The 22399-nt window shown below is 40.4% G+C and carries 20 protein-coding genes and 2 pseudogenes; 18 read left to right on the top strand and 4 right to left on the bottom strand.

Annotated features, from left to right (window positions below; all coding sequences use genetic code 11):
* Positions 1-64 precede the first annotated feature (64 nt).
* Complete coding sequence (locus tag D0463_RS05200; RefSeq protein ID WP_160118368.1) at positions 65-919, top strand: STAS domain-containing protein; 855 nt, start codon at positions 65-67, stop codon at positions 917-919.
* Positions 920-1315: 396 nt separating this feature from the next.
* On the opposite strand, the gene D0463_RS19315 is transcribed toward D0463_RS05200, so the two are convergent.
* Entirely contained in the window at positions 1316-1489 is a 174-nt protein-coding gene (locus tag D0463_RS19315; protein ID WP_160118369.1) for a hypothetical protein, read from the bottom strand.
* A gap of 1012 nt (positions 1490-2501) precedes the next feature.
* Positions 2502-2723, bottom strand: a complete 222-nt coding sequence (locus D0463_RS05205) for a helix-hairpin-helix domain-containing protein (protein WP_117305855.1) — start codon at positions 2721-2723, stop codon at positions 2502-2504.
* Between the two features lie 931 nt (positions 2724-3654).
* On the opposite strand from D0463_RS05205, the gene acnA reads away from it, so the two are divergent.
* From acnA to D0463_RS20050, 13 genes and pseudogenes are all read left to right on the top strand, one after another.
* Positions 3655-6366, top strand: coding sequence for an aconitate hydratase AcnA (acnA, locus tag D0463_RS05215; RefSeq protein ID WP_117305860.1), 2712 nt, complete (start codon positions 3655-3657; stop codon positions 6364-6366).
* Between the two features lie 220 nt (positions 6367-6586).
* Positions 6587-7102: a peroxiredoxin family protein gene (locus D0463_RS05220; protein WP_117305862.1), complete on the top strand. Its 516-nt coding sequence runs from the start codon at positions 6587-6589 to the stop codon at positions 7100-7102.
* Positions 7103-7227: 125 nt separating this feature from the next.
* On the top strand, positions 7228-7356 hold the full coding sequence (locus D0463_RS05225) for an FbpB family small basic protein (RefSeq protein ID WP_117305908.1): 129 nt from the start codon (positions 7228-7230) through the stop codon (positions 7354-7356).
* A 70-nt stretch (positions 7357-7426) separates the two neighbouring features.
* Positions 7427-7570: an acid-soluble spore protein N gene (locus D0463_RS05230; protein ID WP_117305864.1), complete on the top strand. Its 144-nt coding sequence runs from the start codon at positions 7427-7429 to the stop codon at positions 7568-7570.
* Between the two features lie 109 nt (positions 7571-7679).
* Positions 7680-7922 carry a small acid-soluble spore protein Tlp gene (tlp, locus tag D0463_RS05235; RefSeq protein ID WP_117305866.1) on the top strand — a complete coding sequence of 81 codons (243 nt, stop codon included), beginning with the start codon at positions 7680-7682 and terminating at the stop codon, positions 7920-7922.
* 335 nt (positions 7923-8257) lie between these two features.
* The gene (locus D0463_RS05245) at positions 8258-10642 is read left to right on the top strand and encodes an AAA family ATPase (RefSeq protein WP_254052715.1); all 2385 of its coding nucleotides are present in this window, start codon (positions 8258-8260) and stop codon (positions 10640-10642) included.
* On the top strand, positions 10642-11058 hold the full coding sequence (locus D0463_RS05250; protein WP_117305871.1) for an acyl-CoA thioesterase: 417 nt from the start codon (positions 10642-10644) through the stop codon (positions 11056-11058). The genes D0463_RS05245 and D0463_RS05250 overlap by 1 nt, the downstream gene beginning before the upstream one ends.
* 60 nt (positions 11059-11118) lie before the next feature.
* Positions 11119-11412 carry a hypothetical protein gene (locus D0463_RS05255; RefSeq protein ID WP_117305873.1) on the top strand — a complete coding sequence of 98 codons (294 nt, stop codon included), beginning with the start codon at positions 11119-11121 and terminating at the stop codon, positions 11410-11412.
* A gap of 263 nt (positions 11413-11675) precedes the next feature.
* A complete protein-coding gene (locus D0463_RS05260) occupies positions 11676-12665 on the top strand; it encodes a LacI family DNA-binding transcriptional regulator (RefSeq protein WP_117305875.1) in 990 nt (329 codons plus the stop codon).
* Between the two features lie 25 nt (positions 12666-12690).
* Positions 12691-13995 carry an ABC transporter substrate-binding protein gene (locus tag D0463_RS05265; RefSeq protein ID WP_117305876.1) on the top strand — a complete coding sequence of 435 codons (1305 nt, stop codon included), beginning with the start codon at positions 12691-12693 and terminating at the stop codon, positions 13993-13995.
* 308 nt (positions 13996-14303) lie between these two features.
* Positions 14304-15619, top strand: a pseudogene (locus tag D0463_RS05270) (carbohydrate ABC transporter permease).
* Between the two features lie 16 nt (positions 15620-15635).
* Positions 15636-16463 carry a carbohydrate ABC transporter permease gene (locus D0463_RS05275; RefSeq protein ID WP_117305878.1) on the top strand — a complete coding sequence of 276 codons (828 nt, stop codon included), beginning with the start codon at positions 15636-15638 and terminating at the stop codon, positions 16461-16463.
* A 622-nt stretch (positions 16464-17085) separates the two neighbouring features.
* A pseudogene (locus D0463_RS20050) lies at positions 17086-17250 on the top strand (ATP-binding cassette domain-containing protein); the annotation flags it as partial.
* A 64-nt stretch (positions 17251-17314) separates the two neighbouring features.
* Here D0463_RS20050 and D0463_RS05285 read toward each other — a convergent pair.
* Complete coding sequence (locus tag D0463_RS05285; protein ID WP_117305880.1) at positions 17315-17668, bottom strand: winged helix-turn-helix transcriptional regulator; 354 nt, start codon at positions 17666-17668, stop codon at positions 17315-17317.
* A 134-nt stretch (positions 17669-17802) separates the two neighbouring features.
* On the opposite strand from D0463_RS05285, the gene D0463_RS05290 reads away from it, so the two are divergent.
* The 3 genes from D0463_RS05290 to D0463_RS05300 all read left to right on the top strand — a co-directional run bounded on the left by D0463_RS05290 (position 17803) and on the right by D0463_RS05300 (position 20059).
* Positions 17803-18861: an LLM class flavin-dependent oxidoreductase gene (locus D0463_RS05290; RefSeq protein WP_117305882.1), complete on the top strand. Its 1059-nt coding sequence runs from the start codon at positions 17803-17805 to the stop codon at positions 18859-18861.
* Between the two features lie 12 nt (positions 18862-18873).
* Positions 18874-19440: an NADPH-dependent FMN reductase gene (locus D0463_RS05295; protein ID WP_117305884.1), complete on the top strand. Its 567-nt coding sequence runs from the start codon at positions 18874-18876 to the stop codon at positions 19438-19440.
* A 232-nt stretch (positions 19441-19672) separates the two neighbouring features.
* Positions 19673-20059, top strand: a complete 387-nt coding sequence (locus D0463_RS05300) for a DinB family protein (RefSeq protein ID WP_117305887.1) — start codon at positions 19673-19675, stop codon at positions 20057-20059.
* Positions 20060-20270: 211 nt separating this feature from the next.
* Here D0463_RS05300 and D0463_RS05305 read toward each other — a convergent pair whose 3' ends face one another.
* A complete protein-coding gene (locus tag D0463_RS05305) occupies positions 20271-21239 on the bottom strand; it encodes an NAD(P)-dependent alcohol dehydrogenase (RefSeq protein WP_117305890.1) in 969 nt (322 codons plus the stop codon).
* 422 nt (positions 21240-21661) lie between these two features.
* Between D0463_RS05305 and D0463_RS05310 the strand changes: the two genes are divergently transcribed.
* Complete coding sequence (locus D0463_RS05310; protein WP_117305892.1) at positions 21662-22141, top strand: DinB family protein; 480 nt, start codon at positions 21662-21664, stop codon at positions 22139-22141.
* Positions 22142-22399: the final 258 nt, after the last annotated feature.

The raw sequence follows: 22399 nt of genomic DNA on the forward strand, positions 1-22399 counted from the left end.
TGGCAATTCCCGACTATCATATATAATAGGAAATATAGAAAGCTTAGTGAAGAGGGGAAGTCAATTGAATTCTATAGATCAACAACTGTATGCGTACATAGTGGAAAACACAAAATATATTACCGAGGAATGGTTTCGTCAGAGGAAGGAACTATCCGGCCCATTTTATAATAAAAATACCAACCCTGTCATAGAAGAAGAGTTAAGTTCACAGCATGCTTTGACGATAAAGACTCTTGCCAGCGCTTTTCTGGAAGATAGCGATGCATTTGGTAATTACCTGGAGAAATGGGCGAATACCGTTGCTCAGAGCAGAGTCGAAAACCAAATTCCCATCCATGAGGTTTTAGAGGCTCTGAGTAAAACAAGGCAAACCATATGGGAGTATATTGAGACATTTATTTTTGAAAACAACGAAATGGTGACGACAGGGAAGATTACCAGTTGGAGTGCTACATATAACTCTGCTTTTGATCAACTGAATTATATGTTTTCTAAGAAATATAATGACATTACCTACAGCAGGCTAATGGACCAACAAACATTAATCAATGAATTGGGTTCGCCGCTGATCCCTATTTTAGAAGGAATAGCGGTTCTACCTTTGGTCGGAGACATTGATACAAAGCGGGCAAGGTCCATCCTTGAGATCACACCGCAAAAATGTGTGGAAAGCAAAATAAACAAACTTTTTATCGATGTATCAGCTGTACCAATCATTGACATGATGGTAGCGAGTGAATTATTCAAGTTGACCGAAGTACTCGGTTTATTAGGAATCAAAACCTATATTTCCGGAGTCCGTCCGGAAGTAGCACAAACCGCTATCCAATTAGGCTTGGACTTCAGCGGTCTCCCGACGTTTAGTTCAATGAAGCAGGCATTGGCAAAGATCGGTGTTAAGAAATCGACTATTTGATTGTGTCAATGTCACTGCCATTCCATAACTACTAAACCCGACCTTTAGCTTTAGGAAAAGTCGGGTTTGTTTCTTATTGTCTAAAAATGCCTCTGACGGGATTCGAACCCGCACTCACAAATGTTAAGCATAGGCTAGGGGAGAACACGCTTCCCTACGGATTTTCACCGGCAGGATTTTCACCTGCCTCAGCTTATTTGCTTTCGGTGCTTCTGAAACGCTTACCTTGCGACCCGGTGCTACAATGTTTTCCGGCGCTCTTCCCTTCTAGAGCTACAGAGGCGTTTATAAAATTATATGTATTCATAATGGTAATATCAACGTTTTATTAGACGATTACTATTTTAAAACAAATAAAAACTCCTTCTCAAGCGAAGGAGTAGATGTATGTTTAGCTTACTTTTCTTTTTCTTTATTCGATTCTATAAACCTTTTCATTTTTTCTTCATCTGACAAATTCTCTGATCCAGATGCTTTATCTTTCTCTTCTGCTTTAGAGAGCGTAGCTATATTCTCCTGGGCATCAGCAATCCGCGTTAGCTGTTTTACGATCTCTTTATCATTGGCCATATTAATTCTCCTTTTCCCCCATCTATTTAAAAAATGATTTCTCATTATATTGCTATTAGCTATTATATTATATAAGATTCTCTGATTTACAACAACTGACAATGTGAGTTTGATATATAAAAGTTCTTCTTGATATTATGGACTGTAATCATCCCAGATTTAATCTAATTCCTTTGACTTAATGGATTAATGGAGTAGCTTAATAAGAGGATTTTCTTGGATGACAACGAAGCAGTATTTATATTTGCGAAACTAATAGGGATAGGAAATGTTCGTGGGAATATGTTCTAATAATTCGTTATTTAGGTAAATGAAAAGAAATAAGCAAATCTTGGAGTATTAATCCATTTAACCCGAAAGCTTAGATTTGATAGGAAACCGGTAGAGTTTTCGATTAAGATATTAAACGGAGTGAGCTATCTCATCCTTTGGAAAAAAAGATATATGTAAAAAAAGTGGTATATACTAATTTTGTACTATGTTTCTAATATTTTGCTCAATTTATTGAGCCATTTTTCAAACCATTCTATAGGTAGGTGAACTAAGGAAGTATCGAGATTTTGAAGTTCATCTATACTATAGGTGTTTACGAGATATAATTCCCATTGACAATCTATATCATATGCAATCGCAGAAGCTGTTTCCTCTGCAGGAGTAAAGTGATATTTATGCAGCTCTTGATAATCATCCCACCAAAAAAAGTATCTGTAACACCAATCAGCAATTTCTTGATGAGATAGGGTGGGTGGTTCTTCATTAACAGCTTTTTTTAAGACATATACTAAGTTTTCACTGTATATGGAAGTTCTAATTCCGACACATGATATTCACCACACAATTGAATTTATTTTAAGCGCATGAAAAAGTTGGGAAACAAAAAATTATCTGGTTTTTAAGTAATCATGTATCCTCTTTGTTTAAAGAGTAGGCATAACCATGAGTGTTTTGTTTCAAATAAGTATACGACATGGAGCCGGAATAGAAAAATTACAGTTAACACTCAGAGAAGAATCTATGATTTGTTAGTAAAAGATAGACCTTTGGCTTCAAGAGCTAGCCGGATTATTCCCAGAGCTTTTGGACCCATACCATGTAACTTTAAGACATCCGCCTCGGTGACCTTAGTAAACTGTTCAAGTCTCGAAAATCCAGCTGCTGTTAGTGCACGTGTGGCGGGTTTTCCTATTTTAGGTGGAAGATCACTTTCAGTTTCAATCGGATTGTTCTGAGACATAATAATTCTCCCTTCTATGAATTCATCATCATAATTTTGAGCAAGCTACAGATTCATTATGTAACATGGTATAAATGAATAGAAGAGCTTCGACAAAACCTTTTAAAAAAAGGGGGAAACAGGATAGCAATCGTGTTATCACAAGAAAGTTTCCGATCGTTGTAAAAGAGTGGTGAAAGCTATCAACTACCAAATGGAAATATCTTCGATAAGACACTTCCAGAACTTTAAAATTCTATAACGACTTTATCAGTTCTATACACAACTTTCACTTCATTTAGTATTAACGTTTCTGTCGTTTTTTCCTTATCTTATTAATATCTGTGGCTACGGCGATGACAAATAATACAGGAAGCGGCAGGGCATAAAAGAAAATGTTATTAAAGAATAAAGAAAGAACAAAAAAGACTATCATCGATGAGACGATTATTAAGCTTTTATCGACTTTAAGATCTCTTTTAGACTTATAAAAATCTAAAAAATAAGATGCAATCAACCCGATGGCTAAAGTATTTAATATTTGAAACAACCAGAACACCATCTTTCCCTATGAATGTATATAATTTATATCGGTCACATATCCATTTATTTTCTAAAAACAGCTAAAATACTATGTTGGAAAATCAATAATTTGAAGGTCTACAATTCTAAACGTTTATATAATAAGGAAATGAAAGCATATGAAAGCTTGCGTATAAGATAAACTTATCAAATATAATAACTTTCTTGTTATTTACTTATATCTAATCTTATATTAATATTAAATTGTAAGAAAAGTGAGGATGGGTGAAAATTCGAACTTTTCGACAAGAAGCTTGATTTTATTTATATTTAGTTTAGTAGACTTGGTTTTTTGTGCGGTAGCACACCACCACGTTTTACTTCTTATGTGCAAATTTTTTTTGACAATTTAATAGGGGGTAGTAAATCGATGACAAAAAATGATGTGTACCAAGCGCGTTCTTCCTTTGAGATTAACGGAAAACGCTACAACTATTACAGTTTGGATGCTTTAGAAAAAGCGGGAGCAGGCAAGGTTTCTCGTCTGCCATATTCCATCAAGGTTTTGCTTGAGGCGGTGCTTCGCCAGGTTGACGGGCGAGTGATCACGAAAGAGCATGTTGAAAACCTTGCTAGATGGGGCACAAGCGAACAAAAGGAAATTGATGTACCATTCAAGCCTTCACGTGTAATCCTGCAAGACTTTACAGGTGTGCCTGCAGTGGTAGACCTCGCTTCTTTGCGTAATGCAATGGCAGCTCTTGGCGGAGATCCGGATAAAATCAATCCTGATATTCCGGTTGATCTAGTTATTGACCACTCTGTCCAGGTAGATAAAGCAGGAACGATGGATTCATTAGCAGTAAACATGGACCTTGAATTCGAACGTAACACCGAGCGTTACCAGTTCTTAAGCTGGGCTCAAAAATCATTCAATAACTATCGTGCTGTTCCTCCTGCAACTGGTATCGTTCACCAGGTTAACCTGGAATACCTTGCAAATGTCGTGCACGCAATCGAAACGCCAAACGGCGATCACGAAGTATTCCCGGATACATTGTTCGGTACCGATTCACATACGACAATGATCAACGGTATCGGTGTTCTTGGATGGGGCGTCGGCGGTATTGAAGCGGAAGCAGGTATGCTTGGACAGCCTTCTTACTTCCCGGTTCCTGAAGTTATCGGTGTTAAGCTGACTGGCAAGCTTCCTAATGGAACAACTGCAACTGACCTTGCCTTGAAAGTAACTCAAGTTCTAAGAGCAAAAGGTGTAGTCGGCAAGTTTGTAGAATTCTTTGGACCAGGTGTAGGTTACCTTCCACTTGCTGACCGTGCGACAATCGCAAACATGGCACCTGAATACGGCGCGACTTGCGGATTCTTCCCGGTTGATAGTGAAGCAATCGCTTACTTGCGTCTAACTGGCCGTGATGAAGAGCAAATCAAGATCGTTGAAACTTATAGCAAAGAAAACGGTTTATTCTACACAGCTGATAAAGAAGATCCAACTTATACAGATGTGGTTGAAATCAACCTTTCTGAAATTGAACCAAACCTTTCAGGACCTAAGCGCCCGCAAGATTTGATTCCGCTTTCTCAAATGAAATCATCCTTCAAGGATGCAATTGATGCTCCTATGGGCAACCAGGGATTCGGGTTGAAGCCTGAAGAAATCAATAAAGAAGTGACAGTGAAATTCGCTGACGGCCGCGAAACAACTATGAAAACAGGTGCAATCGCAATCGCTGCGATCACAAGCTGTACAAACACTTCAAACCCATATGTAATGCTTGGCGCTGGTCTTGTTGCCAAGAAAGCAGTGGAAAAAGGGCTTACTGTTCCTGATTATGTAAAAACATCTTTAGCTCCTGGTTCCAAAGTTGTTACTGGTTATCTTCGCGATTCCGGGCTGCTTCCATACATGGAAAAATTAGGTTTCAACCTAGTTGGTTATGGATGTACAACATGTATCGGTAACTCCGGTCCATTGGCTGAAGAAATCGAAGCGGCTGTTGCTGAAGCGGATCTTCTTGTAACATCTGTCCTTTCTGGTAACCGTAACTTTGAAGGACGTATCCATCCATTAGTTAAGGCGAACTATCTTGCTTCTCCACCATTGGTAGTTGCGTATGCACTTGCTGGAACTGTGGATGTTGACCTTCAAAAAGAAGCACTTGGGAAAGATAAAGACGGCAACGATGTTTTCTTTAGCGATATTTGGCCAACACACGAAGAAATCAATGAAGCTGTTAAACAAACGGTTACTCCTGACTTGTTCCGTAAAGAATATGATACCGTATTCAACAGCAACCAACGTTGGAATGAAATCCAAACAAGCAACGAGGCGCTTTATCAGTTTGATGACAAATCAACTTATATTCAGAACCCTCCATTCTTTGAAGGATTAACTCCGGATGCTGGTACAGTTAATGCCCTTTCAGGCTTACGCGTAGTCGGTAAGTTCGGCGATTCCGTAACAACTGACCACATTTCACCGGCTGGTGCAATCGGTAAAGATACTCCGGCGGGCAAATACTTGCGTGAAAACGGTGTGCAGCCACGTGACTTTAACTCATACGGTTCCCGTCGTGGTAACCATGAAGTCATGATGCGAGGTACGTTCGCTAACATCCGTATCCGTAACCAAATCGCACCTGGCACAGAAGGCGGCTTTACAACTCACTGGCCAACTGGCGAAGTGATGGCGATTTATGATGCATGCATGAAATACAAAGCGGATGGAACTGGACTTGCGGTTCTAGCCGGTAAAGATTACGGTATGGGAAGCTCTCGTGACTGGGCTGCCAAAGGCACAAACCTTCTTGGCATCAAAACAGTTATCGCAGAAAGCTTCGAGCGTATCCACCGTTCTAACCTTGTACTTATGGGTGTTCTTCCTCTTCAATTCAAAGAAGGCGAAAACGCAGAAGTACTTGGCTTGACTGGAAAAGAAGCAATTGATGTTCACGTCGATGAAACCGTAAAACCGCGTGACATCGTCAAAGTTACTGCTACTGACGAAAGCGGCAATAAGAAAGAATTTGAAGTACTTGTCCGTTTCGACAGCGATGTTGAGATTGACTACTACCGTCACGGCGGAATCCTGCCAATGGTATTGCGCGACAAATTAAAAGCGTAATTTTTTGAAAAAGGCAAACTCTACGGGGTTTGCCTTTTCTTTTTTACGGGAGGATTTTGAAGTGGGGTCCATACATGCTATATTAATTTTATATCCTTAAGTACTTTATTCCCTTTCGAATCCTTGTTATCATGGAAATCGATGTACTTATCACTTATTCTTTCCATTTACATAAACTGGTTACATAATTACTCATCGCATCAAGCTAGGAGGACCACATATGATTAAAAAAGTAATCGGCGCAGCCGTGCTTATTATTTTATTAACGGTTGCGATCGTACAAGCCATGAGCCCTGAAGAAAAAGAAGTCAGCAGTGATAATCTGGGCGGCCTTAGAGTAGGCGTCAAAGCGCCGGATTTTGAGTTGAAGACACTTGAAGGAGAAACAGTTCAGCTCTCCGACTATCGTGGGAAAACGGTTATGTTGAATTTCTGGGCTACCTGGTGTACGCCATGTCAGAGAGAGATGCCCGAAATGGAAAAATTTTATCAAAATATGGACAGTGATACGGTAGTGCTTGCCGTCAATATCGATCCCGAAAATGATGTGAACGCTTTTGCCGCCCGCGTGGGCGCGACCTTTCCGATTCTTTTAGACAGCAAGCCGGAAAAAGTCAATGATAGGTATCAAATCTTGGCCATGCCAACCACTTATTTTATTGATGAGAAAGGGAAAATAAAAAATAAGTTCGTCGGCGAAATGAATTTATCCATCATGGAAAACAATATGAAATAACGAAATGGCGGCTCCTTCTCAGGGCCGTTATTTTTATTGAAAAAATTTTTTATATAGGAATGTCATAATTTTACGTCAATTTGGCAAGGATATGAATAAAATAGGAAATTGGGAAGGTGAAAGCCATGAAGAAACGAAAGCGGTCTTTTGAGGATCTGGTCAATGAAAATAAGCAAGAGTTGCTAAAGGATGCCAAATTAATGGAAAAGATTGAAGAACGTCTAGAAAACAGACATTTAAAGAGAGCGGATTAATGTTTAACAAAAATTGACAATCATGTTTAACCGCTCTTCTGCAGAAGTTATGCATAGGAGGGGATACAACATGGGAAATCCAAAGAAAGACTCTAAACATTTTGTACCAAGTCATCTAGGTACACAGCCACGCGGTTTCAGCGGCAATAAAGGAAAACAAATGGGAGATAAGTCAGGTCAGCATCCTCAAGTCATTCAAACCAAAGGTGAATAATCGCCCTTCACATAATTATATTATGTAAACAAATTAAATTTTTCCTTTTATTATTTAAAGAAATTCAAGACAAAATAAGAGGGAACCACACATTTGAGGAGGTATGATCATGGCCAATTTCAAACCAAATCCGGATGACCGATCCGATAATGTCGAAAAGCTGCAGGATATGGTTCAAAACACTATTGTTAATATCGAGGAAGCGAATGATTCTCTGGAGTTTGCAACCGGTGAACAACGCGAGCAAATTAAAGAAAAGAACCACAGAAGAGAAGAAAGCATTAATGCTTTTCGAAGTGAAATCAAAGATGAAGCAGCTGACCGGACAAACGGTTTCAGAGATAAACTCTAATTAAAGGAAGAAGAGAGGGAACGATTCATGTTCCCTCTCTTCTTTTTTATGGATAAGAAAGTATAAAATTTTCAACATGTATTGATGTCTAGCGTAAGCAGCCCAGCCCCTCGAGGTCATAAGAGGCAGGTGTTCTTCCTGCCCCTCTCCGGCGGGCAGGCTGCGCCTTATGCTGGTCGGACTTGCCCAAAATGGGCTGGCATCGACGTTTGCCACACGAGGAGACAGCTCTTAGTCGATGTTCCTACAGGGCGCTTGCGCTTTTCTTAAGAGAAACACGATTTCAGGATTAATCATGGTTTTATGATAAACTAAAGGGGAAACTGTGTGAATGGATGATGACTGAATACATGAAATCTAAAGAGAATTCCCAAACAAAAAAAACTATTAAAGAACAGTTCGACGCGTATGCGGTTGAGCTAGAGATAAATGGTTATATAGAAAAACCGAATGAATTATTGCGAATGATCGCGAAGATGGGTGAGGTGCCTAAAACAGATTTAGAGACGTTGGGTTTGAAGAGTGTATTGTTCAGTATCCTTGCCGAATCGCGAAAGAAAACCAATGGTGAGGATTCATTATATGATTCTTGGCTTCAAGAAGCTCTGAAAGCCGAACCCGCGAACGAAAGAGCAAACGGCCTCTTGATTGCTTCTAATTGGAAGAAGAACCGGACATTACTGGATAAATTACTCTTTCCGTTAATCCGTGAAACCGACAACCGGACCGCAAAGAAGAAAATAGCGGAAGAATATATCGATATATGTGAAGAGAATATCGACCTTCTTGAGGAAAAGATCGCGGGTTTGAAGAATGGCCAGCTTACTGCAAAACGTTATTCTGATGAGGAAATGGCAGTAAAGTACGACAAGGCCGTTCAATATCTATCCGAAATCCAGAAAGAGCTCATCGCCATGCTTAAGGCCGCCAGAGAATACGAAGAGTCAATATCGGGTGTGTTCCATACATCGACTCATTTTCAGGATCTGAAAGGATATCTCGATAGCATCTCGGAATTAAAAGCTGAATGGGACTCGCTCTTTTACGTTCAGGATGCCGATGTTAGCAAGCAAAGTGAGAGCCCACTTGCCCAGTTGCATTCGATGGTCGGGATGGAAGAAGTGAAAACGCGGATTGATGACTTTTACCGTTTTCTGCAGTACCAAAAGAAGCGGAAGGAACTTGGCCTGCAATCGAGAGATGAGCAGAGCCTGAATATGGTCCTTACCGGGAATCCGGGAACTGGAAAAACCACGCTTGCCCGTCTGCTTGCGAAGATCTATCATGAACTCGGTGTTTTGCCGCGTGATGAAGTATTGGAGGTCGACCGTTCCCAGCTGGTTGGCGCGTATCTTGGGCAAACGGAGGAAAATGTTAAAAGCATTGTTGAGCGGGCTTTAGGTGGCGTTTTGTTCATCGATGAAGCTTACAGCTTGAAAAGAGAGGGTCAGTCCGGAAATGATTATGGGCAGACAGCGATTGACACGCTGGTTTCTTTAATGACGAGCCAAAAGTATGCGGGCAAGTTTGCGGTCATACTGGCAGGATATCCCGAAGAAATGCGCCAATTTTTGGACGCCAACCCGGGCTTAAGAAGCAGGTTCCCCAATGCTAATCATGTTTTTTTGCCGGATTATACAACTGAGGAATTGCTCATGATAGCCGAGCGAACCGCTGCTGAAAACGATTATATCCTTTCCGATGGTGCGGCGACAGAATTAGAAGCGCGCATTGAGAAAGAAAAGGTGGATGATACATTCGGGAATGCCCGTACCGTCCGTTCCATCGTCATGGATGCCATCTTCAAAAAGGGCGCTCATGCCCCGCTTGAAGACGAAGAAATCCTCACCTTCACGCTGCTAAAGACTGAGGACTTTCAAATAAGTGAGACAAAGCCTGAGGTACCTCCAGAAAAAAGATTGGAAAAGCTTGTGGGATTGCCGGAAATCAAAGATGAGGTGAAAGCGCTCGTGTCCTTTGTCAAAATGCAACAGATTCGTCGCCATCAAGGTCTTCCTGCCGTACCGGTACAACTTCATTCTGTATTTACCGGCAACCCGGGGACGGGGAAGACGACGGTTGCCAATATCTACTCGGAGTTGTTAAAGGAAACGGGGATGCTGAAGCGCGGCCATCTTATCGTGGCCAGCCGCGCCGACTTTGTGGCCGGTTATGTCGGGCAAACGGCAATCAAGACGAAGAAAAAAATCCGCGAAGCGCTCGGCGGTGTGTTGTTCATCGATGAAGCCTATTCACTATTAAGTCCCTCGGCTGGTGATTATGGGAAAGAAGTCGTAAATACTCTCGTCGACGAAATGACGAAGCATAATGAAAATTTAATCGTGGTGCTAGCAGGCTATCCAAATGAAATGAATCTGTTATTAGAAAGCAATCCGGGCCTTCGTTCCAGATTCAAGAAATTCTTTCATTTTAAAGACTATTCAAATGACGAGCTAATTGAAATTATCCAAAGATATGCCTCTCGTTTTCTATATTCAATCGAGGGGGACGCCTTGTCTTATTTAAAAACTCATCTTGAAGAGAACACAGTTAGCGGAAATGGCCGGTATGCGACCAATCTGGTTGATGAAGCAATCCAGGTACAGGCAATGAGATTAATGTCGAAGCCAGGCACTTCATATAATCCGCAAGATTTAACCGTCATCTCAATGGAAGATATGAAAAGAGCTGCCGGGAAGATGGAAAGAGGAGAACTATAGTGCATATTTCAGAAAAAAAGATCGAAGTCCGCTACGCCGAAACAGACCAAATGGGTGTGGTCTACCATGCTAATTATCTCATCTGGATGGAGCTCGGACGTACGAAGCTGATTGAGGACCTTGGATTTAAATACGCCGAAATGGAAGCCGATGGAGTCATCGCACCCGTTATCGACATTCAGGCCTCCTATAAAAAATCCGTGCTATACGGAGAAACAGTGACCATCAAAACATGGATCGAAAAATATGATGGCCTGAGGATAACGTATGGATACGAAATCCTGAAGGAAACAGGAGAAGTGTCTGTTACCGGGACGTCTGTTCACGTTTGTGTTAAGAAAGATAGTTTCCGCCCTATTTCGATAAAGCGCCTTTTTCCGGAATGGCATGAAGCGTATGAAAAAAATAAAAAATAAAGGATCGTTGGTTGGGCGTTCAGCTATTGCCCTATTTTTTTGAGAGAAGAGGGAGAGGGAATGGCATTTGGAATTAACAGAGGACAGCTTGCTGAATGGAAGCAGAAGATAGACAAAGGGGAAATTGCCTTCTTGACTCATTATTGGCTGGATGACCGCTTTCCCGACTGCAAGACTGTCACCAAGGTCGGATGTCGCGATCTGGAAAAATTAGCGGAGTGGGGAAAAAAATACGGACTAAAAAAAGAATGGATCGACCATCGCAAGGATAGCTATTCCCATTTTGACCTACTTGGAGAGAAACAGAAGGAAATCCTTCAAAAAGAGGGGATAGAGGAGAAGTTGTTAAAATAAAAAGTAATTTTACCTATTAATTTAATATAGTATCGTTTTCCCCTGAAGACACCCCAACTGATGTACACAAAGGCTTTTATACACTTTTCAAAGACTATTTAAAAACGAAAATGCTATGAAAAAATAGCATTTTAACATAATAAATCAGAAAATTCTAAATTATTCATTTTTAGTCTTGCCTTCCATCAGGTTTGCAAGTAAGATAATTTTGTAACCGTTTTCATGAAATCGATTTCAGGTTTTTTAAAAAGGGGGGAGGTTGATTGGCGACCATTGCAGATGTAGCAAGGGAAGCAGGGCTTTCGAGAGCAACGGTTTCAAGGGTAATTAATAATTATCCATACGTCTCAGAAGAAAAGAAGCATCTTGTCCTTAAAGCGATGGAAACGCTGAATTACATTCCCAATGCATCTGCCCAAAAGCTTCGAAGTCAAAAAACACATACAATCGGTGTATTGATTCCTCGTCTTACAAACCCATTCTTTGCTTACTTACTTGAAGGCATTGACACAATTGCAACGAAACATGAGTTTCAGCTATTAGTATGTCAAACAAAAAACAGTAAACAAAAAGAAATCCATTTCCTGAATTATTTAAAATCAAAACAAGTAGACGGTATTATCTTAACTTCCATCGAAAACAGTTGGGAAACAATCGCCGCCTACATTTCATACGGCCCGATTGTATTATGCAACGAATACTCTTTTCAATCCTTGGTTCCAATGGTCAGGCTGAATCAGTATGAAGGAGGCTATATCGGCACCCGCCATCTAATCGAAAAAGGCCACCGGAAAATCGGTTATTGCTATGGAGAGCAAATGACTCAGTTAACCAAAGACCGTCAGGATGGTTATAAAAAAGCGCTATCGGATTTCGGCATAGCTTTTAATGGAGACTGGGTTTTTAAAAGAGCCTATGATCTGGAAGACGGCCAAACGATTTTCCAACATTCACTGGCCATGGAGGACCCGCCAACCGCTTTTTTTACAGGCAGTGATCAGGTAGCTGCCGGGATTATCAAAGAGGCCCGAAATCAGGGTTTAACTGTACCACTAGATATTGCGGTCATTGGTTTTGATGATCAGCCGATCGCAAGCCTAATTGAACCTGGGATTACAACCATCAAGCAGCCAGCGGAGGAAATAGGCATTCAAGCGATGAACTTGATGATGAAATCAGTAAGTAACGATTTGACGGATAACGATATGGATATTCAATTGCCATTACAGCTGGTATTACGCCATTCAACATAAACCAAAAAGGACAGGGGGATTTCTAATGAAAGCAAAAAAGAGGAAATTATTAACCGGTTTTATGGCACTTTCGCTTTTTTTAGCGGCATGCAGTTCCAGTGAAACGAGCACAGACGAAAAGGGCGATGGTGAAAAATCGGAAAAAGACAAAAAGGTTACGATTGTCTATGCAAATGGTAAGGATGTCACAAAAGGGACAACAAAAGTAATCGAAGCCTTCGAGAAAGCAAACCCTCATATTGATATTAAATTACAGGAAATGCCTTCAGATACCGGGCAGCAGCATGACGCTTATGTGACCGCGTTTAATGCGGAATCCTCTGAAATCGATGTTGTTTCCATGGATGTAATCTGGCCGGCGGAATTTGCCCAGGCAGGTTACGTTCAGCCGCTGGACCGTTTTCTCCAGCAGGATGGCATTGATTTAAGCAGTTATAATCAAGGAGCATTAGGGGCGGCACAGTTTAATGGCAAGCAATGGGCGATGCCAAAGTTTATTGACGGCGGTCTTCTGTTTTACCGTAAAGACCTTATAAAGGAAGATGAAATTCCAAAGACATGGGATGAATTGCTGGCAACAGCCAGCGAGAAGAAAGGGGAAGGTGGCACTAAGTTCGGATACGTCATGCAATCGAAGCAATATGAAGGGCTTGTCTGTAATGTGATTGAATTCGTTGCTTCCTACGGCGGGAAATTCATTGATGAAAACGGAAACGTCGTTGTCAATTCTCCTGAAACGATTAAAGGACTGAAAAAGCTTGTTGAAATAGCAAAGTCCGATGCCGTTCCGGATAATGTCACGAACTTTACAGAAATCGAATCCGATCAAGCGTTCATTGAAGGGCAAACTGTCTTTCTTCGGAACTGGCCGTACGAATACGCCAGTGCGAACGACAAAGAAAAGTCAAAAATCGTTGGCAAGGTCGGCATCGCTCCGCTTCCTGCCGGGGATAAAGGATCTGCGGCAGCACTGGGCGGCTGGCAGGCGGGAATCAGCAAATTTTCCAAGCATCCGAAAGAGGCATGGGAATTCCTGAAGTTTTTGACTGGTCCAGAAGGACAGAAAATCGATGCAATTTATGGCGGACACGCGCCAACGATCACAGAGCTTTATGAAGACAAAGAAATCTTAGAGGCTAATCCGACATTTGGGGAAAAAGGATTTGTCGACGGCTTGAATGCGGCAGTGTCACGTCCGGTGGCGCCAAACTACCCTGAAATTTCCGAAATCATCCAAATCGAAGTATCTAAAGCTATAGCGGGACAACAGACGGTTGAACAAGCCGTACAAAACATGGATAAAGAAATCAAAGCAAAGCTTGTGAAGTAATGTTTTGAAAAAATTTGTGATTAGCCTTCATCCTGTGAAGGCTAATCCACTTTTTAGAAAAAGGCTCTGTTAAACCATAATGTTGTTTTGGGAAGGGAATCTGCGAGACTCCTGCGGAAAAACGGGCTGGCAAGACCCCGCAGCGAGGTACGAGTGAGGAGGCTTGCCAGTTCGTCCGCGGAAAGCGAGTAGATTCCATGACCATTTGAAAATCAACAATGGAATTTAACAGAGCCTAGAAAAAAGGAGGGCAAGCTTTGGATATTCAACCCGGACAAAATGGTGTCAGGTCTGAAACAAATAGGAAGGTGGTTCCGCGAAAGACGAAGAAAGAAAAACGTAGGCTGTCCGAGAGTTCGTTTGCTTATCTACTTATTACGCCAGCGCTGATTTTAATACTTGTAATCGCCATCTGGCCGGTGCTGCAATCTTTTTACTATAGCCTGTTCGACTTAAGGCTGAACAACCCGACTAAATCGGAAGTTCACTTAAGCTATCATATCGACCTCGATCGTTACTTGAACAATTACCCTTTTTTACTCAGCGGAATTGATAATGAAATCAATGCCGGAAATGCCCCGGATCAATTACAAGAGATCAAACAGAAATTAAATGAGACAGATGAAAAAATTCAATCTTCAGATGAAGCAAAAAATCAGTATGAACAAGTAAATGATAAGTTAATGAATTTCGAACAAGTTAGTTCAGAGCTTAGTTTAGCTAAGTTAGACAAGGATACAGCCCAAACGGTTCTGAAAGACATGAAACAAGTCAATACTGAATTGCGGCAAGTGGCATCCAGTACACAACTGGGCCAGGAAGAAAAGCTGTTGGGGCTTTCATCTGGGTTAGCTGATTCTATTATTAATCCGAATTTTATCGGACTTAAGCATTATCAGGATAATTTTTCGGACAGCCGTATGTGGAGGGCAATCGGCAATACCGTTCTATTCACTGTCATATCCGTAGGTGTAGAACTTGTTTTAGGGCTTGGAATAGCGCTGTTGATTAATAAGGTTTTCTTCGGGCGGGGGTTAATCCGGGCGACGATATTGATTCCGTGGGCAATCCCGACTGCGGTATCCGCATTAATGTGGAAATTCTTATATGACGGCCAAAATGGGATTGTTGCTAAAATATTTGAAGATATCGGCCTTGTCAGCAGCATGTCCACGCTCCTGACAACAGACACCGGTGCTTTTTTTCCGTCATCTTTGCGGATGTTTGGAAGACAACCCCTTATATGGCCCTTTTGCTTTTGGCCGGGCTACAAACGATACCGGGCTCGCTTTATGAAGCCGCATCGATTGACGGGGCTGGCAAGTGGAAACAATTTGTCAACATTACCCTGCCATTATTAAAGTCCAGTCTATTGGTTGCCTTACTTTTCCGGACGCTTGATGCCTTCAGGGTTTTCGACCTGATCTATGTATTAACAGGAGGCGGACCGGCTAACTCAACGGAAACGATTTCGATCCTTGCCTATAAGGTCATGTTCTCACAAACGAATTTCGGTGAAGGATCGGCGCTCTCTGTAATTGTCTTTATCTGTGTGGCGATTATCTCAATGATTTACATTGGTTTTTTAGGGAAAGACCTGTTGAACGATAGTTCCGGAAAATAAGGAAGGAGAGAGAAGGATGCAGAAAAAAGCGGGACCATTGTTTTATTTTTTCCTCATAGCTTTTGTCATCATAGTCATGTTTCCTTTTTTATGGATGCTCATTAGCTCCATTAAGCCATTAACGGAACTGTTCGGTGATAAGGCCTTTACTCCATATACAAAGAATCCTACGCTTAATAGCTATGTTTCCGTATTTGTGGATTACCCGTTTTTAAAATATTTATGGAACAGTTTCGTCGTTTCTTCGATTACGACTATTTATACCGTCTGTGTGGCATCATTCGCGGCATATGCGATTGCAAGATTGAAGTTTAGAGGGAAAACGGTCATTCTCGGGCTTGTCTTATCGGTGACGATGTTCCCGCAAATCGCGATCATTTCACCGATTTATATTTTCCTGAAGAACATCGGTCTAACCAATTCGTATCTCGGGCTGATTATTCCTTACACCACGATTGCCCTGCCGTTATCGATCTGGCTTCTCGTCGCATTCTTTCGGAAAATTCCCTTTGATTTGGAAGAAGCGGCCAAAATTGATGGGGCTTCCATGATGCAAACGTATTGGAAGGTGATTTTACCGCTCGCTTTACCGGGAATTTTTACAACCGCAATTCTTGTGTTTATTGCCGCCTGGAATGAATTTCTGTTTGCTCTTACAATCAATACTGATGAAGCGTATAAGACAGTACCGATTGGGATTTCCATGTTTCAAGGGCAATATTCGATACCCTATGGTGAAATCGCCGCAGCTACGGTTGTTGTGACGGTGCCACTTGTCGTCATGGTTCTTTTGTTTCAGCGGCGCATCGTATCCGGCCTTACATCAGGCTCGGTGAAAGAGTAATGAAACTCAAAACCCGATTCAAAAAACCTATATCATTAAGCCTGGAAATGTATATTTACATGCTTTCGAACAGACAAAAACATATATTATTCATTGGAAATGGACACTGTTAAAAAGCATAGAAACTTTCAAAGATCTAGTCTAGGTAGAGAGAAAACTAAATAAACATAAAACCTTCCAAATATCAAAAATAGGAAGGTTTTTTAGCATGTTTTCTTATAGTATCGCATGAAAAAGTTCAAGTTTTATTGAAGATGATAACAATTAGCTGGTTTAGTTGAACATGAATTATTGTCTATACCCACGTGGTATAGGCGAACTACCATTAACGAAACGATCATTCAATAGGGCCAGATTGTGGAACAACACACGTTTATAGACCTTTATGTTATCAAATAAATAGTTTTTAAACTAGGTGGCGGAGTCGTGTTGCCTTGTTAAGGTGAAATGTTTTTTTATGGTCTGTTTTTAGTAACTTACCGTTTGTTTTTAACCACTTATCGTTGAATTGTAAACTTTTCCATTTTTTCATGTTATATTTTGTTTAAGAAGCGGAGGGGGCTTATGCAAATTAAGCTAATAATCGATGAAAAATATACCGAGACGGAAGTACATATTCACACAAAAATACAGTTCTTTATCTGGTGGACAAAGAAGACGAGCAGATATTGCACGTGCTATTATTCATAAACCAAATATCTTATTCTTAGATGAACCAACATCTGGTTTAGATCCACAAACAAGACTATTTGGGTTCCAAAATCGGGCCAGATTGTGGAGCAGCACCAAAGGATTAATAGGATACGCGAATTTTATGTATTAAAAAAGGCGGTCATTAATGGACGCCTTTTTTAGGTTATTTGCTTGTTTGATTCAACTTTCTGCATCTTATGCAACGCGTGTTTAGTTCCCCATTCATGCATGGCTTCTAAAATGGGTGCCAAACTCCTGCCATATTCAGTAATCGAATATTCAACCTTGGGAGGAACCTGTGGATATACTACACGCAGAATAATATCTTCATTTTCTAATTCTCGTAACTGGTTTGTCAGCATCTTCTGCGTGATTCCAGGAACACTTCTTTTTAGTTCGTTGAATCTTTGCGTACCTTCCTTTAATAAATGCAATATGATAATCGGTTTCCATTTCCCAACTAATATACCTAAAGCATCTTCTACACGGCATAATTCCGGTTCTATTTTCATCTTAAGTCACCCCAGTAGTATCCTTTTATATACTATACCACTTTTAAGTGCGTACTTTATTAAATGGGGATTGTGAGTAATAATAGCATTGTCAGTCAAAAAACAAAATTATTTATACAGGATGGTTGAATCATATGGAAAAATATCGAATCGACCCAAGCAAGGGTCTTGAATTTGGACTTTATACATTAGGAGATCATCTCCCAAATCCGATCACTGGAAAGCGCATTTCAGCGAAGCAAAGGATAAATGAAATCATTGAATTGGCTAAGCTTGCTGACCAGGCAGGAATTGATTTTTTTAGTGTAGGTGAAAGCCATCAGGAGTATTTTACCACTCAGGCACATGCAATCGTTTTGTCAGCCATTGCCCAAGCTACACAAAAAATTAAAATTGGAAGTTCGTCAACAATCATCAGTACATCAGATCCCGTACGCGTGTATGAGGATTTTGCGACCATAGATTTGATCTCTGATGGTCGTGCAGAGATTATTGCTGGCCGTGCATCCCGTGTTGGGCTGTATGAACTGTTAGGCTACAACCTAAGTGATTATGAAGCGTTATTTGAGGAAAAATTTGATTTATTGCTTAAGCTCAATGAAGAAGAAGTAGTTAATTGGAGCGGGAATTTCCGTGAGCCGTTAAGGAATGCTGAAATTCTCCCGAGACCTAAAGACGGGTCACTTCCTATTTGGCGTGCGGTTGGCGGTACGCGTGCAAGTGCGATGAAGGCTGGTTATGCAGGAGTCCCCATGATGTTGGCTGCATTGGGAGGTCCTTCTAGTCTCTTTAAACATTCCATTGACGCTTACCGGGAGGTTGCCAAGAGTAACGGTTTTGACCCGGCCGCTCTGCCGGTTGGGACAACAGGATTTTTCTTTGCTGCAGAAACAACACAAGAAGCAATGAGAGCGATGTATCCTTATATTAATGAAGGCATGAAGTTGACAAACGGACAAGGTTTTCCAAAACAGGCATTTGCACAGGCAACAGACAAACGCAGTGTCATAAATGTCGGCAGTCCCCAGGAAATCATTGAAAAAATCCTGTATCAGCATGAGTTATTCGGTCATCAGCGGTATCTGGCGCAAATGGATTTTGGCGGCATGCCATTTGATTGGTTAGTAAAGAACATTGAAATTATCGGAACTGAAATTTTACCAGCCATAAGAAAATATACAGCAACAAAATAGGAGGCAATCATCATGAAAATCGTTGGGATTTCTGGCTCAATCGTAGGCTCTAAAACACGGACTGCAATGGACTACACATTAAAAACAGTCAAAGAAAAGTATCCAGACGCAGAAGTAACACTAATAGATTTAGCGGATTACGACATTCAATTTAGTGATGGACGAAACTACATGGAATATGAGGGTGATACAGGATTCATCACAAAAACCATTATGGAAGCGGATGCCATTATCATAGGTACTCCTATTTTCCAGGCATCCATCCCAGCGACGTTAAAAAACATTTTTGATCTGCTACCTGTTAATGCTTTTCGTGATAAAGTCGTGAGTATGCTTGTAACAGCTGGCACACCAAAGCACTACTTAATTATTGAGCAAAATTTAAAACCGATTTTAGCTTATATGAAAGCACAAATTGTTCAAACGTATGTATTTATCGAGGAAAAGGACTTTCATCGTAAAGAAATTGTCAATGATGATGTGCTCTTTCGAATTGAACGTTTAGTGGAAGATACTGTTATGTTAACTGAAACTTATACAAAAATTCGCGAAAAAAAAGAAGAGCAATATGATTTTTAAAACAAGAAAGCATCAACTCTTTTGGGAAGTTGATTGCTTTTTTGTTTTAATTTTACTATAAAAGAATGTGAGGGTTTACACTTAAAGTAATGGGTGCTTGAGTTAAAGATCCAGCTGCCGAACCAAGCAGCTTTTCTTATGAGCTATAGGTGACAGGTTAGTGAAGAAAAAGGGATTTTTAGGTTGGTTGACGAATAAAAACTCTTTAGGAAAAACTTAGGGGGGTACGACAATGGAAAATGTAATAGATGGAATCAATCGTTGGATAGGTTTTATACCAGAAGAGTTCAACCAGATGACAGAAAAAGAATTAAATCATCGACCATTGACACACAAATGGTCTAAAAAAGAGATTTTAGGACATCTATGCGATTCAGCAGTAAACAATATGAATAGGTTTATAAAGATTCAGTATGAGGAACAACCATATGTTATACAATCTTACAATCAAGACCAATGGGTATTAATTCAGAAGTATCAGGATCGACCATTGGATGAGGTAATTAACCTTTTTTGTACATTAAATAAGCAAATCATAAATATAATAGCCAATACTCCAAACGATAAATTATCAAATCTTTGTGATATAGGAAATAATCAACAACAATCATTAGAGTAGCTAATAAAAGATTATCTGAACCATATGGAACATCATATTAACAACCAAATTCTAATTACAAGATAAAGTGTTGTATGATTATTCTATTCAAAGTATGGATACTTGAGTGAAAGATTCAGCTGCCGAACCAGGCAGTTTTTCTTGTTGAGCTAGCGGCACAGTTTAGTTCCAGAACATATCAGTTAGGAGCCTTTCTACTATCAGAAATTTTTCACACAGTGATGATAACTTTTCCTTGAGCGTGTCCTTCTTCAAAATACCTGAAAGCTTCGGGCACTTCACTCAATTTATAACATCTGTCAATAACCGGCTGTACTTTGCCGTCTTCAATAAGTTCTTTTATATAATTCAGGTCTTTTTGGTTTGACCTTTGTAACATGTTACCCATTTTCTTACTCCCGGTCATTGATATCAAGGGCCCAAGGACCATGGTTTGAAACATCCCCGCCCCGGAACCTCCGACGTGAACAAAAGTTCCATTTGGACTTAATGCACGCTTATAAGCTGAAATCGGTTGATATCCGTTAAATGCAAGAATCAGGTCATAACTCTCCTTATTTTGGGCGAAATCTTCTTTTGAATAGTCCACGCAAAAGTCTGTTCCAATCGAACGCAAGATCCCTAAATTTCTCGTGCTGCACACACCCGTTACCTCAGCCCCAAATGATTTGGCAATCTGTACCGCGAAAGTCCCTACACCTCCGGAGGCCCCATTAATCAATACCTTCTGACCTGATTGAATCTTTCCTTTATTCCTTAGACCCTGCAAGGCTGTGACTCCCGCCATGGGTACCGCAGCTGCTTCCTCAAAGGACATATTGGCTGGTTTTAATGCTAATGCATCTTCGGGAACAGATACATATTCAGCAAAACCACCCCAGCCACAACCGGATAGGTCTCCGAATACATCATCGCCTGGTTGAAACTGCTTAACATCTTTGCCAACAGCTTCAACTTTTCCTGCTATGTCACCTCCCGGTATGGAGTATTTGGGTTTTAGAAGACCAAAAGCAAAGCGGGCTAAGAACGGTTCCCCTTTCAAAAGAACCAGGTTACCATAATTCACGGATGCTGCATGAATTTTTACTAGTACTTGATTGTCCGCAGGAATAGGTTTTTCCACCTCTGTTAATTCAAGAACATCAGGTGGACCATATTTGTTACAAATTATAGCTTTCATAAATATTCCTCCTGATTTCTTTCGGATATTTTCAAAAAAACGATAATGACTCTAATTAAAAGATATTCCAGTTCGAGAAACAAATACCTCATTATGAAAACGAAAGGGTATTGTCTAATTTTGTTGAAACAAAGGAATTGAAGAAGATTTGTTGAATAAAAATCTATCATACAAATATGCCTTATGTCGTTATTCAATCCACTAACCGGGTCTTTTCTTCAATAAGTAGAATGAATATATTCAACAATCAGGCGTAGTTCTTTAATAAGGAATCAGCTTTTTCACAGTTAGGTCTTGTTGTATGGAGAAGTTAAATATGACTGTATTTTGAATTTAGTGCTTTAAATAATTAAACAAAGGATTATTTAACTTTTTGAAGAAGAGTTGAATGCTAAACAATTAGAAGGATGGAGGCTTTCGGGATGTTGAAACTGTTTCAATATAACTGGCAAGTTCGTGAGGATTGGTTTACATGGTGCGAAGCCGTACCGGAAGAAGAATTATTAAAGAAACGGGTTGGTGGGGTCGGCAGTATCCTATTTACCCTGTTTCATATCGTGGATGTTGAATACAGTTGGATTTTAGGTTTGCAAGGAGAACCGGAACCTAAGGAGCCACCGTTTGAGACTTATGCCAGCTTACAAAAAGTGAAAGATCTTTCAAGACAATATCATAGGGAAGTGGAGCCATTTGTGACATCTTGGACAAACGAAATGGAATCCCGGACGCTCTCAGAAACCGATTCCCAAGGGGAAACAGTCAGCTTCAGGCACGGAGAGATCATGCGTCATGTCATTGCTCACGAAATACACCATATAGGACAGTTATCTGTGTGGGCACGTGAAATAGGAAGGAAGCCTGTTACCGCGAACATGATTGGAAGAAGATTATTCAACAATTAACCAAAATAAACTCTGACCACTCTGTAACATTAGGAAAAAAAGCATAAATCAGAGCAGTTTGTCCTTAGTATACAGACACTAATTACAAGGGAATATGCATATTTGGGTGGGAAATTAAGACTTCAATTCTATAGCTAATATGTTTTAGGAAGGTGGACATACTTTATACATTAGAATGGCTTGGTTAATGACGTAAAATATTAATTAAACTTAACAACCGATTTCTATTATAAGTCACTAACCGAAAAATGAGCATAT

The sequence above is a fragment of the Bacillus sp. V59.32b genome (assembly GCF_003429085.1).
GTDB lineage: Bacteria > Bacillota > Bacilli > Bacillales > DSM-1321 > Peribacillus.

Excerpts from the sequence above, each read along its gene's own strand:
- D0463_RS19315 (WP_160118369.1), bottom strand. The coding sequence starts at position 1,489 with ATGGCCAATGATAAAGAGATCGTAAAACAGCTAACGCGGATTGCTGAT.
- D0463_RS05205 (WP_117305855.1), bottom strand. The coding sequence starts at position 2,723 with ATGTCTCAGAACAATCCGATTGAAACTGAAAGTGATCTTCCACCTAAA.
- acnA (WP_117305860.1), top strand. The coding sequence starts at position 3,655 with ATGACAAAAAATGATGTGTACCAAGCGCGTTCTTCCTTTGAGATTAAC.
- D0463_RS05220 (WP_117305862.1), top strand. The coding sequence starts at position 6,587 with ATGATTAAAAAAGTAATCGGCGCAGCCGTGCTTATTATTTTATTAACG.
- D0463_RS05225 (WP_117305908.1), top strand. The coding sequence starts at position 7,228 with ATGAAGAAACGAAAGCGGTCTTTTGAGGATCTGGTCAATGAAAATAAG.
- D0463_RS05230 (WP_117305864.1), top strand. The coding sequence starts at position 7,427 with ATGGGAAATCCAAAGAAAGACTCTAAACATTTTGTACCAAGTCATCTA.
- tlp (WP_117305866.1), top strand. The coding sequence starts at position 7,680 with ATGGCCAATTTCAAACCAAATCCGGATGACCGATCCGATAATGTCGAA.
- D0463_RS05245 (WP_254052715.1), top strand. The coding sequence starts at position 8,258 with ATGATGACTGAATACATGAAATCTAAAGAGAATTCCCAAACAAAAAAA.
- D0463_RS05255 (WP_117305873.1), top strand. The coding sequence starts at position 11,119 with ATGGCATTTGGAATTAACAGAGGACAGCTTGCTGAATGGAAGCAGAAG.
- D0463_RS05265 (WP_117305876.1), top strand. The coding sequence starts at position 12,691 with ATGAAAGCAAAAAAGAGGAAATTATTAACCGGTTTTATGGCACTTTCG.
- D0463_RS05275 (WP_117305878.1), top strand. The coding sequence starts at position 15,636 with ATGCAGAAAAAAGCGGGACCATTGTTTTATTTTTTCCTCATAGCTTTT.
- D0463_RS05285 (WP_117305880.1), bottom strand. The coding sequence starts at position 17,668 with ATGAAAATAGAACCGGAATTATGCCGTGTAGAAGATGCTTTAGGTATA.
- D0463_RS05290 (WP_117305882.1), top strand. The coding sequence starts at position 17,803 with ATGGAAAAATATCGAATCGACCCAAGCAAGGGTCTTGAATTTGGACTT.
- D0463_RS05295 (WP_117305884.1), top strand. The coding sequence starts at position 18,874 with ATGAAAATCGTTGGGATTTCTGGCTCAATCGTAGGCTCTAAAACACGG.
- D0463_RS05300 (WP_117305887.1), top strand. The coding sequence starts at position 19,673 with ATGGAAAATGTAATAGATGGAATCAATCGTTGGATAGGTTTTATACCA.
- D0463_RS05305 (WP_117305890.1), bottom strand. The coding sequence starts at position 21,239 with ATGAAAGCTATAATTTGTAACAAATATGGTCCACCTGATGTTCTTGAA.
- D0463_RS05310 (WP_117305892.1), top strand. The coding sequence starts at position 21,662 with ATGTTGAAACTGTTTCAATATAACTGGCAAGTTCGTGAGGATTGGTTT.